Below are 15,290 nucleotides of genomic sequence, written 5' to 3' on the forward strand. Positions count from 1 at the left end.
CCCCCCGGCGCGGACGCCGCCCGGGCCACCCCCGCGGGCCGCCGAGCCCCGGCGCAGTGCGCCGAAGCACCGGCCGGCACCGGCCTGATGACCTCCTTCGGCTTCACCAGGGCCGGCCCCCGGTCCGCCCCGTCCTCCGCGCCCTCCCGCCCCGCGCTCTCCGTGGCGTACGTACGCCACGAACCGACCCCCAGCACGATCCCGGCGACGAGCGCGAGAACGGCCAGCACATCACCGGGCCGAACACCGGGCCGCCGTCCCTCGCCGGGCCCCCGACGGCCCCCGCGTACGACGCCACCGCCACGACGGACGTCCCGCCGGCCCCGCGCCACGGCGCCCTCGCCCCACGGCTCTCCCACTGCTCTCACCTGCCTCGTCTGTGCTCCTCGCCGGTCGACCGCCCTCCCGTCCGCCTCTCACGGACCCCGCGCCGCACCAGCCGGTCTCCAGGTCTGATGCAGCCTCCGCCCCGAAAGTTCACGCGCCTCTCCCGCGACTTCCGCCCGTGGAGCACCTCCGGCCGCTCCCGCCGCCGGACCGGCCCCAACTCCCGCCCGCCGCAGCCCACCTGGCGGGGGCGCCCTGCCCGACGACCGCGAAAAGTTCAAGCCTTCCGCAGCTCGGGCGCTCTTTCTACGGTGGGCCCGACCGCCCGACGTCCCCCAGGAGCGAAGGAGACCCCTGCCATGCGGCAGCAGCACCGGAAGCCCGGCAGCCCCCACGGCTCCCACCCCGCCGGAGCCGGGCGCCCGCCCCGCGAGGAGGACGGCCGGTGACGACGGAGGGCAGGATCGCCGTCCCCGGCGGCAAGGTCTGGTACCGCAGGACGGGCGGCGGCGGCACACCGCTGCTGCTGGTGCACGGCGGCCCCGGCTACCCGAGCGACCCGCTGTTCGCACCCTTCGAGACGCTCGCCGCTGACCGCGAGGTCGTCTGGTACGACCAGCTCGGCGTCGGCCGCTCGGACCCGGTCGAGGACACCGCGCTGCTCACGGTGGACCGCTTCCTCGACGAACTCGGCGCCGTCATCGAGGAACTCGGCCTGGAGCGCCCCCACGTCTACGGCCACTCGTGGGGCGCCATGCTCGCCCTCCAGTACGCGGCGGAGCGCGACCCGGACTGGACGAGCCTGATCTGCTCCAACGGCCTGGCCGCCATCCCCCGGTTCGAGGCGGAGGTCCGCGACCTCCTGGCGCAGCTGCCCGGCGACGTGCTGGACCGCACCTACGGCCGCGAACTGCGCGGCGAGACCGACGACCCGGACTACCACCTCGCCCAGGCCGCCTACCTGCGCGCCCACCTCGTCCGCACGGCCATCCCCCGGCTCGACCCGGCGAAGACGAGCACGACGACGTACCGCACCCTGATCGGGCACGCCGACTACCACGTGACGGGCACCCTGAAGAACTGGGACATCTTCCACGAACTCGACAGGATCGGCGTCCCGACGCTCGTCCTCGGCGGCGAGTTCGACACCTGCGTCCCCGCCCACCTGGCCGACATCGCCGCCCGCATCCCGGACGCCCGCCACCTCACCCAGCCCGGCGCGGCCCATATGCCCTACCTGGAATCCGCCCCGCTGCGCACGGAGTACCTCGCCCTGATCCGCGACCATCTGGCCCGCGTCGAGGCCCGCCCCCGCTGATCCGCCAGGCGCCGAACTCCCGGACGGGCCGGTCCGGCCACACCGGCCGGCCCCGCCCGTCCGACCGGTCCGCCCCGGCAGGGCGGGCCGCGTCACCCGGCGTCCGGCGCGCGGACGTCGAGAACCCAGGTGACCCCGAACCGGTCGGTGAGCATGCCGAACCCGGCGCTCCAGGCCGAGGCGGCGAGGGGCTCGATGATGTCGGCGCCGTCGGAGAGCGCCTTCCAGTAGCCGGCGACCTCGTCGAGGGTCTCGCCGCTCACGGACTGGAAAAAGGTGCGGTCGGTGACGGTCGTGCCGTTCTCCCGGCGGGTCGACCCCGCGAGCGCGGCCGGGTCGGCGTCGTCGGCGCCGGGGATGTCGTAGGCCATGACGCGGAAGCCGTCCTCGCTCTCCACCTGCCCGAAGACGATCTTGTCCGCGCCGGGCGCCTCCTTCGGCGCACCGAGGTCCCCGTACGTCGCGAGGGTCAGCCGGCCCCCGAACACGCCCTGGTAGAACGTCAGCGCCTGCCGGGCGGTGCCGCGGAAGTTGAGGTGGGTGGTGGTCCTGATACCCATCGGTGGGCCCTTCTCCTAGCGGTTCTCGGCGGCCTGTTCGCCGCGCGCACCACCCTTCCGGGAGTAGCGGACAGCTTCGGTCCGCTGCCCCGACGAGTTCCGGCGCGACGACGAGCACCGGCCCGGCCGCGCCCGACGGGATTCCCCACAGTCTCACTTCTGATAATGTTCTCGAAGTTGAGAAGCGAGCCGGCGAACCCTCGTCTGCTCGGGCCGCACCCTGTCCGGCCACCCGGTCACGCGCTCCCCGGACCACACACACCCCGAGGCGAGCGGCACGGCCTTCCCCCGCACGACGGCTCACACAAAGGACCCAGGCATGTCTCCTTCGCAGACAACCGTGCCCGCGCACTCCGAGAACCCGGCGACCCCCGCCCGCCGCCGCGGCGACCTGATCCTCTTCCTGGTCATCGCCTTCGGTATGAGCTGGGCCTGCTGGGGCACGGCGATCGGCCTCGGCGGACCGGCGACTCCCGGCACCCCCACCTACACGCCCTTCCTGCTCGGCGCCTTCGGCCCGCTGGCAGGCGCCCTGGTGATCCGTATACGGCGCAGGCGGCGGCGCGAGCCGGTGCCGGAGCACGCGGTGCGGTTCCGCCCGGCCGCCCTGCTCTGGGCACCGCTGCTCATGGTGGCGGCCTCGGGAGCGGTGCTGGGCGCCGCGGTGATCGGCCACGCGGCCGGCGACACCGCGCTGAGCTGGTCGGACAGCCGGGACGTGATGCAGGACATGGGCGGCCCGGCGGCGTTCCTCGTCAGCATGATCATCTCCGGTCCGCTCTCCGAGGAGCCGGGCTGGCGCGGCACCGCCTACCCGAGGATGCGCGCCACGATGGGCCGCTTCCGGATCGCCCTGGTGCTCGGCGTCATCTGGGCCGTGTGGCACCTGCCGCTGTTCTTCGTCGACGGCACCGTCCAGCACGACCTCGGCCTCGCCACCCCGGGCGGTGTGCTCTTCGCCGCCGGCAACATCCCCATGGCCATGCTGGTCACCTGCGCCTACGACCGGGCCGGCGTCCTCGCCTCGATCGCCGTGCACTTCGCCGTCAACACGACGATGATCCTGCTCGACGTGCACACCCCCGCGACCCAGGCCCTGATCATGGGCTGCCAGATCGTCCTCATCGCCGTGCTCCTGCTCACCGGCCGCCGCCCCGCGACCGGCACCACCCCGGCCGCACCGGCCCACCCCGCCCGCACCCCGGCACAGGTCTGAGCAGCACCGCGCAGCTCTCCCCCCACGCAACACCGCCACGGAACCCCGACGCCTTCACGGCCTCGGGGTTCCGCCGTGTGCACCCGCTCGGCCCGTCGTCCCGGCCCGGCGACGGCACGCCCGCAAAGGGGCGGCCCGCAGGTCGGCTACACCGGGCCCAGTGCCCGGGGGTTGGACACGGTGTGCCGTGAAGGGTTGCTCTCCGGTGCGATGGCTCTTGTGGAACCCTGACAAGAAATCGTCCGTTCCTGCTCTGTTGATCCGAAGCCGGTGGCACCGGCCGTACGGACTGGGGTGGCGAATGAGCCAGGCAGAACGACTGCAAGATCAGCTTGCGACCGACCTCACCTGGATGATGGGGGGTGCCATCTACGGACTGCTGGTCGCACCGACATTGGTGCGCTGGGCCTACACGGTGTACGTGTGGGTGGCGCTGCGGCGGCGACGTCGCCGTGGTGCCCCGCGCGCACTCGGCGGCCGGTTGCGGATGCTGGCCCGGCTGGAGGCGGCTATGGCCGAGTTCCGGCTGCCCTTCGCTCTTCGCGGGGCGCTGCGCGAGCGGCTGATGAAGGCACAGGTGCTGGCTACGGCAACAGCCGTCGTCATCGGCTGTCCGGCGCTCGTCCTCTTCAACCTCACCACCTTGGACGCGCATGCCGCGGATGGAAAGATCCCAGGGCTGACCGCGCTGATCACGACCGTTGCCGCTGTGCTGCTCTTCGCTCTGACTGCCGTCGGTGGCGCTGCGCGCGTCTATGGACCCCGTCTGGGACTGCCGGTCACCAGGATGGTGTGCAACGCGCTGATCACCGCGCACCGGGTCCGGCGCCGGGAGGCGAGCCCGTCCCGGCTGGACAGCGCGGTCGACGCGGTGGCGGCTGTCTTGGTACATCGGGCGAAGAAGTACCACGTCCGGCAGGAGCGGCCCGCGACCATCGAACACGCGAAGAGGGTCCGGGAAGCGCTGCGTTGGGACGCGCGGCGCGTGCAGCGCGGAGACGCGGGCGCGGTGGACGAACTCGCCGGCAAGCTGGCCACCGTTCTGCACGGCTTGTGCGCCGGCACCCCGCAGAACCTGCTCCCGGAAAGCCTTCTGGTGTCTTCGCAGGTGGCTCATGGCGAGCCCCGGAAGCGGGTGGCCTTCCTCGCCTCTGTCGGTGTCGCTCTCGCCTCCGCCCTCGCCTGGCTCCTGTCGGCGGTCGGTGTGCCCGGCGAGGCGGTGGTCCCCTTGACCATCGTCACCTTGGTCCTCCCCCTGAAGCTGGGAGGTCCTTCGGAGCCGCCACTGCGGGCACGGGACCTGCTCGATTTCGCCCGGGGCGACAGCGAGCCGCCTGCCACCGCTCAGCAGGAACCCGAGGAGCGTCAGCCGACCACCGCCTCGCGTGAGTAGGTGCGGCCAGTCCCGTTGCAGGGAACCTGATGTCAGTTCTCTGTTCACACGCCGACGGGGCCGGTGGGCGTTGGCTGACCGGCCCCGTCGCGGTTCGTGGGTGTCAGGCGCCCTGCGAATCCCGGTTGATGGCCGGAGCCGGAGCCGGCCCGCAGCCTCGTGGCACGAGCTTGATGACCGCTTCGGCGGCGGCGCGGGCGAGATCATCCAGGACAGCCTGGCTCGCGGTCACCTCGCGGATCAAGCAGCTGACCTACCTGTCGACGGTGGCCGTCGTCCTCGGGAACGAGTCGGCGGCCGACGAGTCGGCGGACGTCCGCACCGCCTGCCCCACCCGCGACCTCGGGCGCGCCTACGCCGACGGTCACGCGGCCGCCAAATGGGCCGGGGAGGTGCTGCTGCGCGAGGCGCACGAGAGGTTCGGCCTGCCCGTCGCCGTCTTCCGCTCGAACCTGATCCTCGCCCACCCGCGCCACCGCGGCCGGTTCAACGTCTCGGACGTCTTCACCCGCCTCGTGCTGAGCCTGCTGGCACACGCGCTGCACGCTCGTCCACCCCTTGTCCGATCAGGACTCACGCAGACATAAGACGATCGCCCAGCCGGTCCTCCATCCGACTCCGGAACATCAAAAAGCCCAGGTCACAGACTATGTGACCTGGGCTTCGCCGGAGCCGCCTAAGGGAATCGAACCCTTGACCTACGCATTACGAGTGCGTCGCTCTGGCCGACTGAGCTAAGGCGGCATGCTGCGCGCGGCCAGCGTGGCAGCCGCAGCGACGACAAGTCTACAGGGTGCGAGTGGGTGCTCCGGACCGGGTTTGTGGGGTGCGGAGGAGGGGGGTCGGGTGGGGTTCGGGCTGGTCAGGGAGTGTGTGGCCGTCAGGGGTGCGGTGGGTGACGGGGGTGGCACGGAGGGTGTTGTCAGTGGCAGGTGGTGCCGTTCTTCGGGGGTGTGCCGGAGAGCAGGTAGGTGTTGACGGCGCGGTCGACGCAGTTGCTGCCGCGCTGGTAGCCGGTGTGGCCGTCGCCGTCGTAGGTCAGCAGCCGGGCGGTCTCCAGCTGGCCGGCGAGGCCGCGGGCCCAGCGGTAGGGGGTGGCCGGGTCGCGGGTGGTGCCGACGACGAGGATCGGGTCGGCGCCCTTGGCGGCGATGCGGTGCGGCGAACCGGTGGGCTTGTGCGGCCAGTCGCCGCAGTTGAGGGCGGCCCAGGCGAAGCCGCGGCCGAAGACGGGGCTGGCCTTCTCGAAGGAGTCGGTGGCCTTGCGCACGGCCTCGGGCCCGGAGAAGGCGGGCGGCAGGTCCAGGCAGTTCACGGCGGCGTTGGCGTACATGGTGTTGCTGTAGGTGCCGTCGGGGCCGCGCTCGTAGTAGTCGTCGGAGAGGGCGAGCAGCTGGGAGCCGTCTCCCTTCCGGGCCGCGGAGAGCGCCTCGCGCAGCATCGGCCAGGAGCCCTTGTCGTACATGGCGCGGATCACGCCCATGGTGGCCTGGGCCTCGGTGAGGGTGCGGCCGGAGTCGCCGGTCTTCAGCGGCTTCTTGTCCACGCGTGCGAAGAACGCCGACATGCGCTCGGCCGCCTTGCCCGCGCTGTCGCGTCCGAGGGGGCAGCCGGAGTGGCGTACGCAGTCCTCGGCGAACGCCTTGAAGGCGGTCTCGAAGCCGGCGGTCTGTTCGCGGTTGACGCGGCGCGAGGACAGCGACGGGTCCATGGCGCCGTCGAGGACGAGGCGGCCCGAGCGCCCGGGGAAGAGGCCGGCGTAGGTGGCGCCGAGGTAGGTGCCGTAGGAGGCGCCCACGTAGTCGAGCTTCTTGTCGCCGAGGGCGGACCGCAGGACGTCCATGTCGCGGGCGGCCTCGGTGGTCGAGACATGGCCGATGAGCTTGCCGGACCGCTGGGCGCAGCCCTTGCCGAACTTCTTGTAGGCGTCGGCGAGTTCGCGGGTCTCCGCGGCGTCGTCCGGTGTCTGGTCGACGCGGGTGTAGGCGTCCATCTGCTTGTCGGTCAGGCATGTGACGGGTTCGCTGCGGCCGACGCCGCGCGGGTCCATGCCGACCAGGGAGTAGCGCTTGCGTACCTCTTCCGGGTACGAGAGCCCGGCCGACTCCTGGACGTATTCGATGGCCGAGCCGCCCGGGCCGCCGGGGTTCACCTGCAAATGCGGCTGGTCGCCGCCGCGCGGCTTGCTGCGGGTGACGGCCAGCCGGACCTCGGCGTCGCGCTTCCCGTGCTGCGGATGCGCGTAGTCCAGCGGCACGCGCAGCGTCGCGCACTCGAAGCCGGCCGGGCCGCAGCCTCTCCAGTGGAGCTTCTGGTCGTAGTAGGGCCGCAGTTCATCGGGGACGCCGGCAGGCAGCGGGCGCAGATGCGGGGCGGGCGCGCCCGCTTCCGAGGCGGTGGCGCCCGAGCGCGTCCCGTCGGATCCGTCGCCGCTCGTGCAGCCGGAGACCAGCAGTGCGGCCCCCACCAGCGCGGCGCCCGGGCCGCGGACGAAACGGGTGTGATTCATGGCAAGTCCCTCCGCTCACGGCACGTGCGCTCCCTGCACGTGCTGTGAGCGTATCCGCGCCGTACGCGCACATGCCCGCGCGAGGCGGGGAGGTGCCCGTACGGGTGAGGGCCCGGCCGGGGCCGCGCGGCAGGGCAACGGGGCGACGGGGCGTCAGCCGGCGCGCAGCGCCATCGTCATGGCCTCGACCGCGAGCAGCGGCGCGACGTTGCGGTCGAGCGCGCGGCGGCAGTCCAGGACGGCCTCGATCCGGCGCAGGGTCTGCTCCGGCCGGGAGGTGCCCGCGAGCTGCCCGACGGTGTCCGCGCTCTCGTCGTGCGAGAGGGCGACGGACGAGCCCAACTGGCGGGCCAGGACGTCGCGGTAGAAGGCGGTCAGATCGGTGAGGGCGAGGTCGAGGGAGTCGCGCTGGGTGCGGGTGGAGCGGCGCTTCTGCTTGTCCTCCAGCTCCTTCATGGCGCCCGCTGTGCCGCGCGGCAGGCGCTTGCCCTCGGCGGCACCGAGGGCCGCGCGCAGCTCCTCGGTCTCCTTCGCGTCCAGCTCCTCGGACACCTGTTTGGCGTCTTCGCCGGCCGCGTCGATCAGCTCCTGTGCCGCGCGGAGCGCGCCGCCCACGTCGTCGATCCGGGACGGCAGCTTCAGCACGGCCTCACGCCGGGCGCGCGCCCGCTCGTCCGTGGCCAGCCGGAGCGCCCGGTCGATGTGCCCCTGGGTGGCGCGGGCGGCGAAGGCGGCCATGCCGGGCTCGATGCCGTCCCGCCTGACGAGCAGGTCCGCGACGGCGTCCACCGGGGGTGTGCGGAGCGCGAGATGGCGGCAGCGCGAGCGGATCGTGGGGAGCACGTCCTCCGTGGAGGGGGCGCACAGCAGCCACACCGTGCGCGGCGCCGGCTCCTCGACCGCCTTGAGCAGGACGTTGCCCGCGCCCTCGGTCAGCCTGTCGGAGTCCTCCAGGACGATCACCTGCCAGCGTCCGCCGGCCGGTGACATCTGGGCCCGGCGCACCAGATCGCGCGTCTCCTTCACGCCGATCGTGAGCAGATCGGTGCGGACGATCTCCACATCGGCGTGGGTGCCCACCATCGTCGTGTGGCAGCCCTCGCAGAAGCCGCAGCCGGGCGCGCCACCGAGGGCGCGATCGGGGCTGACGCACTGGAGCGCCGCGGCGAACGCCCGCGCCGCCGAGGCCCGTCCGCAGCCGGGCGGGCCGGTGAACAGCCACGCGTGGGTCATCGACGAGCCGGACAGCCGTGCCGAGCCCGGCTCGGCCGCCTCCGCCGTCACGAACGCGTCGGCATCGCGGGCCGCGGCCTCCAGCTGCGCCGTGGCCCGCTCCTGGCCCACCAAGTCATCCCACACCGCCATGCTCCCCATTGTCCCGGACGCCGCCGACACCCGGGGACGGGTGCCTGCGGCTTCCGGGGGCGGGGGCCGCGCCGGGGTCAGCGCCGGTCGCGGCCGTGCGGGGCGTCGTTCTCCTCCTCGGAGGAGCCGGAGGGCCCGGAGGCTCCGGCGGCCCCGGGCGACTGGGAGGACTCGGGGGCGTCGAAGGCGTCGTCGTGCGGGCCGAGGAGTTCGTCGGCGAGCGACGGGACGTCGTCGAGCGGGGTCTCCTCCGCCCAGGACGGACGGCGGCGGGCACCCTCGTCGACCTGCGGCAGCTCGCGGGTGCGGTCCTCGTCGGCGGAGGCATCGGCGCGGTCGCCGGCGTGACCCGCTGTTCCGCGCGCCTGGCGCGGGTCCTCGACGCGGGGCAGCAGGGCGGTCTCGTCCTCGGCGCCGGGCTCGGGGACCTGCGGGAGGACCGTCGTCTCCTCGGCGTCCGGTGAGGCGGGCGCCGCCTGCGGGAGCTGGGCGGTCCGCTCGCTGTCGGAGCCGTCGGAACCGTCGGGGACCCCGGGGCCGTTCCCGCTGCCGGGCGCTGCGGCCTGCGGGAGCTGCGTCGTCTCCTCGCTGTCGTCCCGGCCGCCGGCGGACGGCTGGTGCGGCTCGTCGGCGCCGGGCGCCGGAACCTGCGGGATCTGCGCGGTGTCGGCCTCCGTGCCGTCGGGGGCGAACTCCCGTGCGGACTGCGGCGCTTCGCCGGTCGTCTCCTCGCGCGTCCGGTCGTGCGCGCCCGGGGCCGTCCGCCCGGACGCCCGGTCCCGGGTCTCCTCACCCGTCGACGAGGACTCCTTGCGCATCGAGTACGGCGGCGCCGCAGCGCCCTCGGCCGTGGCCTGCGTGCCCGCGCCGGTTCCGTGCTCGGCCGCCGCACGCGCCTCCTCGGCCCGGAGCAGCGCCTCCTCGGCCTTGCGCTGCCGCTCGCGCCGGCGCTCCTCGGCCTCGGCGCGGAGCCGGTCCTCCTCGGCCTTGCGCTGCCGCAGGCGCTCCTGCTCCTCCTCGTGGGCGCGCTGTTCGGCCTCGCGCCGCTTGCGTTCCTCCTCGGCCTTGCGCCGGGCCTCCTCGGCGCGGAGCCGGTCCTCCTCCGCCTTACGGGCCTCTTCGCGCTGCCGTTCGAGCTCGGCCTCGCGGCGCTTGCGCTCCTCCTCCTCGCGCCGGAGCTTCTCCAACTGCTCCTTGCGCTCGCGCTCCTTGCGCTCCTCCTCGGCCTTGCGCGCGGCCTCTTCCTCGGCCCTGCGCCGGGCCTCTTCCTCGGCCCGCTTGCGCGCCTCCTCCTGGGCCTTCTTCTCGGCCTCGGAGAGCGGCAGCACCTGGTCGAGCCGGTGGCGCACGGTGGTCGTGACGGCCTCGGGCTCCTGGGCGCCGTCGACGACGAGGTAGCGCGCCGGGTCGGCGGCGGCCAGCGCCAGGAAACCGGAGCGGACGCGCTGGTGGAACTCGGCCGGCTCGGACTCCAGCCGGTCGGGTGCCTCGGTGAAGCGCTCGCGCGCCGTCTCCGGGTCGACGTCGAGCAGCACGGTCAGATGCGGCACGAGTCCGTCGGTGGCCCAGCGGGAGATACGGGCGATCTCGGTGGGGGACAGATCGCGCCCGGCGCCCTGGTAGGCGACGGAGGAGTCGATGTAGCGGTCCGAGATGACGACGGCGCCCCGCTCAAGGGCCGGCCGGACGACGGAGTCCACGTGCTCGGCGCGGTCGGCGGCGTACAGCAGCGCCTCGGAGCGGTGCGAGAGCCCGGCCGAGGAGACGTCGAGCAGGATCGAGCGCAGCCGCTTGCCGACCGGCGTCGAGCCCGGCTCCTTGGTGACGACGACCTCGTGGCCCTTGTTCCTGATCCACTCCGCGAGGGCCTCGACCTGGGTGGACTTGCCGGCCCCGTCGCCGCCTTCGAGGACGAGGAAGAAGCCGTTCTCCGCGGGGGCCTGCGCCGGCCGGCCGCCGCCGAAGGCGTCCAGCAGATCGCGCCGCAGCGGCACACCCTGCCGGTCGTCGGCGCGGCCGAGGACGAGCGCGCCGACGGGCAGCAGCAGCGCGCCGGCGAGCATCAGTGCGAAGGCGGCGCCGCCGTGGTCGAAGACGAAGGAGCCGTTCTCGACCCGGTGCGGCCCGATGAGCGCGGCCAGCGCGGGCGCGACGAGCGCGCACACGGCGACGGAGAGCCGCGCGGCGGCCTGGAGGTGTTCGGTGGTGCGGGCGCGGCGCGCTTCCTCGGTCTCCTGGTCGAGCAGGGTGTGCAGGGTGTTGGCCGCGATACCGGCGCCGGCGCCGGAGAGCGCCAGGAGCACGCACACCGTCGTCATGTCCCCGACGAGCCCGGCGACGAGCAGCGCGGCACCGGTCAGCCCGATGACGAGCGCCAGCAGCCGACGCCGGGAGAGCGCGGGCAGCGTGCGCGGCGCGAGGCGGATACCGGCGACGGTGCCGCCGCTCAGCCCCAGCGCGAACAGCGCGAAGGCCACCGGACCGCCACCGAGGTCGGCCGCGTGCAGCGGAGCGAGCGCGACAGCGGCGGCAACGGCGCCGGAGACGGCGCCACCGGCCAGGACGAGCAGCGGGACCGCGCCGGTGCGCCCCTTGTCGGCGCTGCCCGCGCCGTCCGGGCCGCCGGCGGTGCGCGGCCGGCGCAGCCCCTCCAGCGGGGAGCGCGGACGCGGCGTCGGGCCGTCCGGGAGTTCGAGGAAGTAGACGATCGAAGCGGCGGCGGCGAACAGCCCGGCCGCCACATAGGCGGCGAGCGCGGACTGGTGCGTCGAGAACCAGTCGACGCCGGCGCCCAGCAGATTGCTGATCAGGGTGACGACGACGAGCCCGGCCGCGGCGATCGGCAGCGCGACGAAGGACGAGCGCAGCCACAGCCGGCGCAGCGCGTCGTGGTGGTCGGGCAGCGGCCGGACGGCGTCGCCCTCAGCGGGCGGTGCCGGCAGCAGCGCGGGCGCGGCCGAGTCCCGGGTGACGGTGGACAACCGCTCGGCGGCGCCGGTGACGAAGACGGTGATGAGCAGCACGAGGAAGGCGCTGCCCGGCACCCAGTCGATCCACAGCGGGGCGACGATCAGCGCGGCCGCCCGCAGCACATCCGTGCCGAACAGCGTCCAGCGCTTGTCCAGGAGCTTCTTCTCCCGGTGCACGAGCGAGGAGACGGGCCCCAGCAGCACGGCCCCGAACAGCAGCGTCGCGAGCAGCCGCAGCCCGAGGACGACGGTGACGACGAAGGCCATCCCCCGGTAACCCCCGCCGAAGACCGGATCCCCGGCGACCCCGCGCACCGCTGCCGCCTGCATCGTCAGCAGAAGCAGCACCAGCAGCGCCAGCATGTCGCCGACCCCGCTGGTGAACTGCGCGCTCCACAGCCGCCGCAGCGGCGGGAAGCGCAGCAGCGCCCGCACGGCGCCTTCCCGGGATTCCGCGGCCAGGGAGTCGTCGGGGGCGGTGGGGGGTTGAGAAGTCGCGCCCGTTGGCTGCTCTGCACGCGTCATCCCGCCAGCGTATAGCCCTGGCGGAGCATTCGGCGTCCGTACCCGAACAACTGTCCGCTCTGGCGGACTTCGCCCCCCGTGCCCACGCCGACGGCCCCCGTCACCGCGGGCGGGACGGGGGCCGTCGAGCGGGAGCGATCAGGCGTCCGCGCCGGAGTCCTCGCCGCCGGAGGCGCTCTTCTTCGCGGCGGACCCGCCGGCGGCCTTCTTCGCCGTACCGGTGCTCTTCTTGGCCGTCGACTTCGACGCGGTCTTCTTGGCCGTCGTCGACTTGGTGGCCGTGGACTTGCCGGCCGTCGACTTCGCAGCGGTCTTCTTCGCCGTCGTCTTCTTCGCCGAGGTGCTCTTCTTCGCCGCCGTCTTCTTGGCGGTCTTCTTCGCCGGGCCCTTGGCCCGCTTCTCGGCCAGCAGCTCGAAGCCCCGCTCGGGGGTGATCGTCTCCGGGTCGTCGTCCCGGCGCAGCGTGGCGTTCGTCTCGCCGTCGGTGACGTACGGGCCGAACCGGCCGTCCTTGACGACGACGGGACGCTCGGTCTGCGGGTCGGTGCCCAGCTCCTTGAGCGGCGGCTTGGCCGCTGCCCGCCCCCGCTGCTTGGGCTTGGAGTAGATCTCCAGCGCCTGCTCCAGCGTGATGGTGAAGATCTGCTCCTCGCTCTCCAGCGAGCGCGAGTCCGTCCCCTTCTTCATATAGGGGCCGTAGCGGCCGTTCTGCGCGGTGATCTCGTTGCCGGACTCGGGGTCGACGCCGACGACGCGCGGCAGCGACAGCAGCTTGAGCGCCTGCTCCAGCGTGATCGTCTCCAGCGACATGGACCGGAAGAGCGAGGCGGTGCGCGGCTTGACGGCGTTCTTGCCCGTCTTGGGCGTGCCCTCGGGCAGGACCTCGGTGACATAGGGGCCGTAGCGCCCGTCCCGGGCGACGATCGGCCGGCCGGTGTCCGGGTCGGTGCCCAGCTCGAAGTCACCGCTGGGCTTGGCCAGCAGCTCCTTGGCGTAGTCGACGGTCAGCTCGTCCGGCGGGAGGTCGTCGGGCACGTCGGCGCGGTGGCCGGGCTCGCCCTCCTTCTCGCTGGGGCCCTCCACATAGGGGCCGTAGCGGCCGACGCGCAGGGTGATGCCCTCGCCCACGGGGAAGGAGGAGACACCGCGTGCGTCGATCGCACCGAGGTCGGACACCAGTTCCTTCAGACCGCCGAGGTGGTCGCCGTCGCCGTTGCCGGAGTCGGCAGCCGATGCGGCAGATGCGGCGGAGTCCCCGCCTCCGGCGGCAGGCCCGCCCCCGGCGCCCTCGGCACCCTCGGCGCCCTCACCGAAGTAGAAGCGGCGCAGCCACGGGATGGCCTCGGCGTTGCCGGCCGCGATGCGGTCGAGGTCGTCCTCCATCTTGGCCGTGAAGTCGTAGTCGACCAGCCGGCCGAAGTGCTTCTCCAGCAGCCCGACCACGGCGAAGCTCAGGAAGGAGGGGACGAGCGCCGTGCCCTTCTTGAACACGTACCGCCGGTCCAGGATGGTGCTGATGATCGAGGCGTAGGTCGAGGGACGCCCGATCTCCCGCTCCTCCAGCTCCTTGACCAGCGTGGCCTCGGTGTAGCGGGCCGGCGGCTTGGTGGCGTGCCCGTCGACGGACATGTCCTCGGCGCGCAGCGGATCGCCCTCGGCGACCTGCGGCAGCCGCCGCTCGCGGTCGTCCAGCTCGGCGTTGGGGTCGTCGGCGCCCTCGACATACGCCTTGAGGAAGCCGTGGAAGGTGATGACCTTGCCGCTGGCGCTGAACTCGGCGTCCCGCCCGTCGGCGGAGCGTCCGCCGACCTTCACCGTCACCGACTGGCCGACGGCGTCCTTCATCTGAGAGGCGACGGTCCGCTTCCAGATCAGCTCGTACAGCTTGAACTGGTCGCCCGTCAGGCCCGTCTCGGCGGGGGTGCGGAAGCGGTCGCCGGAGGGCCGGATCGCCTCGTGCGCCTCCTGCGCGTTCTTCACCTTGCCCGCGTAGGTGCGCGGCTTGTCCGGCAGGTAGTCGCTGCCGTACAGCTGGGTGACCTGGGACCGGGCGGCGGCGACCGCGGTGTCCGAGAGCGTCGTGGAGTCCGTACGCATGTACGTGATGTAGCCGTTCTCGTACAGCTTCTGCGCCACCTGCATCGTGGCCTTGGCTCCGAAGCCGAGCTTGCGGCTCGCCTCCTGCTGGAGCGTCGTCGTACGGAACGGCGCGTACGGCGAGCGGCGGTACGGCTTGGACTCGACGGAGCGGACCGCGAAGTCGGTGTTCTCCAGCGCGGCGGCCAGCGTCCGCGCGGCCTCCTCGTCCAGGTGCAGCACACCCGCCGGGTCCTTGAGCTGCCCGTCCGGGCCGAAGTCGCGGCCCTGTGCGACGCGCCGGCCGTCGACCGACACCAGCCGGGCCCCGAAGGTGCCCGGGTCGCCCGCCGAGGCATCCCCCGCCTGCCCCGCGAACGTCCCGGTCAGATCCCAGTACTCGGCGGAACGGAAGGCGATGCGCTCGCGCTCCCGCTCGACGACGAGCCGGGTCGCCACCGACTGCACGCGGCCCGCCGACAGCCGCGGCATGACCTTCTTCCACAGCACCGGCGAGACCTCGTAGCCGTACAGCCGGTCGAGGATGCGGCGGGTCTCCTGCGCGTCGACGAGCCGCTGGTTGAGGGTGCGCGGATTGCGGACGGCGTTCTGGATCGCGTCCTTGGTGATCTCGTGGAAGACCATCCGCTTGACCGGGACCTTGGGCTTGAGCACCTCCTGGAGATGCCAGGCGATGGCCTCGCCCTCGCGGTCCTCATCGGTGGCCAGCAGGAGTTCGTCGGAGTCGGCCAGCAACTCCTTGAGCTTCTTGACCTGGTCCTTCTTGTCGCTGTTGACGACGTACAGCGGCTGGAAATCGTGATCGACGTTCACACCGAGCCGGGCCCAGGGCTCGCCCTTGTACTTCGCGGGGACCTCGGCTGCGCCGTTGGGGAGATCGCGGATGTGCCCGACGCTGGCCTCGACCACATAGCCAGGGCCGAGATAGCCCTTGATCGTTTTCGCCTTGGCGGGTGACTCGACGATCACGAGTCGGCGCCCACCGTTTGCGGTCTCGTGGGTCGGGGACAA

At 73.1% G+C, this 15,290-nt stretch carries 10 protein-coding genes and 1 tRNA gene; 4 read left to right on the forward strand and 7 right to left on the reverse strand.

What is annotated here, in order from left to right; all coding sequences use genetic code 11:
* On the reverse strand, positions 1-368 hold a 368-nt coding region (locus SCA03_RS35720), incomplete at its 3' end, for a hypothetical protein (protein ID WP_218037776.1).
* Between the two features lie 404 nt (positions 369-772).
* On the opposite strand from SCA03_RS35720, the gene SCA03_RS13870 reads away from it, so the two are divergent.
* Positions 773-1,645, forward strand: coding sequence for a proline iminopeptidase-family hydrolase (locus SCA03_RS13870; RefSeq protein ID WP_030883032.1), 873 nt, complete (start codon positions 773-775; stop codon positions 1,643-1,645).
* 92 nt (positions 1,646-1,737) lie between these two features.
* Here SCA03_RS13870 and SCA03_RS13875 read toward each other — a convergent pair whose 3' ends face one another.
* Positions 1,738-2,205: a VOC family protein gene (locus tag SCA03_RS13875; RefSeq protein ID WP_030883034.1), complete on the reverse strand. Its 468-nt coding sequence runs from the start codon at positions 2,203-2,205 to the stop codon at positions 1,738-1,740.
* Between the two features lie 319 nt (positions 2,206-2,524).
* On the opposite strand from SCA03_RS13875, the gene SCA03_RS13880 reads away from it, so the two are divergent.
* From SCA03_RS13880 to SCA03_RS13890, 3 genes are all read left to right on the forward strand, one after another.
* Positions 2,525-3,421 (forward strand): CPBP family intramembrane glutamic endopeptidase, encoded by an 897-nt coding sequence (locus SCA03_RS13880; protein WP_030886634.1) that lies wholly within the window; start codon positions 2,525-2,527, stop codon positions 3,419-3,421.
* 301 nt (positions 3,422-3,722) lie between these two features.
* Positions 3,723-4,814 carry a hypothetical protein gene (locus tag SCA03_RS13885; RefSeq protein ID WP_086815106.1) on the forward strand — a complete coding sequence of 364 codons (1,092 nt, stop codon included), beginning with the start codon at positions 3,723-3,725 and terminating at the stop codon, positions 4,812-4,814.
* Between the two features lie 173 nt (positions 4,815-4,987).
* The gene (locus SCA03_RS13890; RefSeq protein ID WP_230988659.1) at positions 4,988-5,401 is read left to right on the forward strand and encodes an SDR family oxidoreductase; all 414 of its coding nucleotides are present in this window, start codon (positions 4,988-4,990) and stop codon (positions 5,399-5,401) included.
* 83 nt (positions 5,402-5,484) lie between these two features.
* Here the strand turns inward: SCA03_RS13890 and SCA03_RS13895 are convergent.
* From SCA03_RS13895 to topA, 5 genes are all read right to left on the reverse strand, one after another.
* Positions 5,485-5,558 (reverse strand) — tRNA-Thr (locus SCA03_RS13895).
* 178 nt (positions 5,559-5,736) lie between these two features.
* Complete coding sequence (locus tag SCA03_RS13900; protein ID WP_030883069.1) at positions 5,737-7,323, reverse strand: alpha/beta hydrolase; 1,587 nt, start codon at positions 7,321-7,323, stop codon at positions 5,737-5,739.
* A gap of 153 nt (positions 7,324-7,476) precedes the next feature.
* Positions 7,477-8,688 (reverse strand): DNA polymerase III subunit delta', encoded by a 1,212-nt coding sequence (locus SCA03_RS13905; RefSeq protein ID WP_086815305.1) that lies wholly within the window; start codon positions 8,686-8,688, stop codon positions 7,477-7,479.
* A gap of 77 nt (positions 8,689-8,765) precedes the next feature.
* Positions 8,766-12,182, reverse strand: coding sequence for a dTMP kinase (tmk, locus tag SCA03_RS13910; RefSeq protein WP_086815306.1), 3,417 nt, complete (start codon positions 12,180-12,182; stop codon positions 8,766-8,768).
* A gap of 138 nt (positions 12,183-12,320) precedes the next feature.
* Positions 12,321-15,290, reverse strand: a complete 2,970-nt coding sequence (gene topA, locus SCA03_RS13915; RefSeq protein ID WP_086815307.1) for a type I DNA topoisomerase — start codon at positions 15,288-15,290, stop codon at positions 12,321-12,323.

The sequence above is a fragment of the Streptomyces cacaoi genome (assembly GCF_006539165.1).
In the GTDB taxonomy this organism is placed as follows: Bacteria; Actinomycetota; Actinomycetes; order Streptomycetales; family Streptomycetaceae; genus Streptomyces; species Streptomyces cacaoi.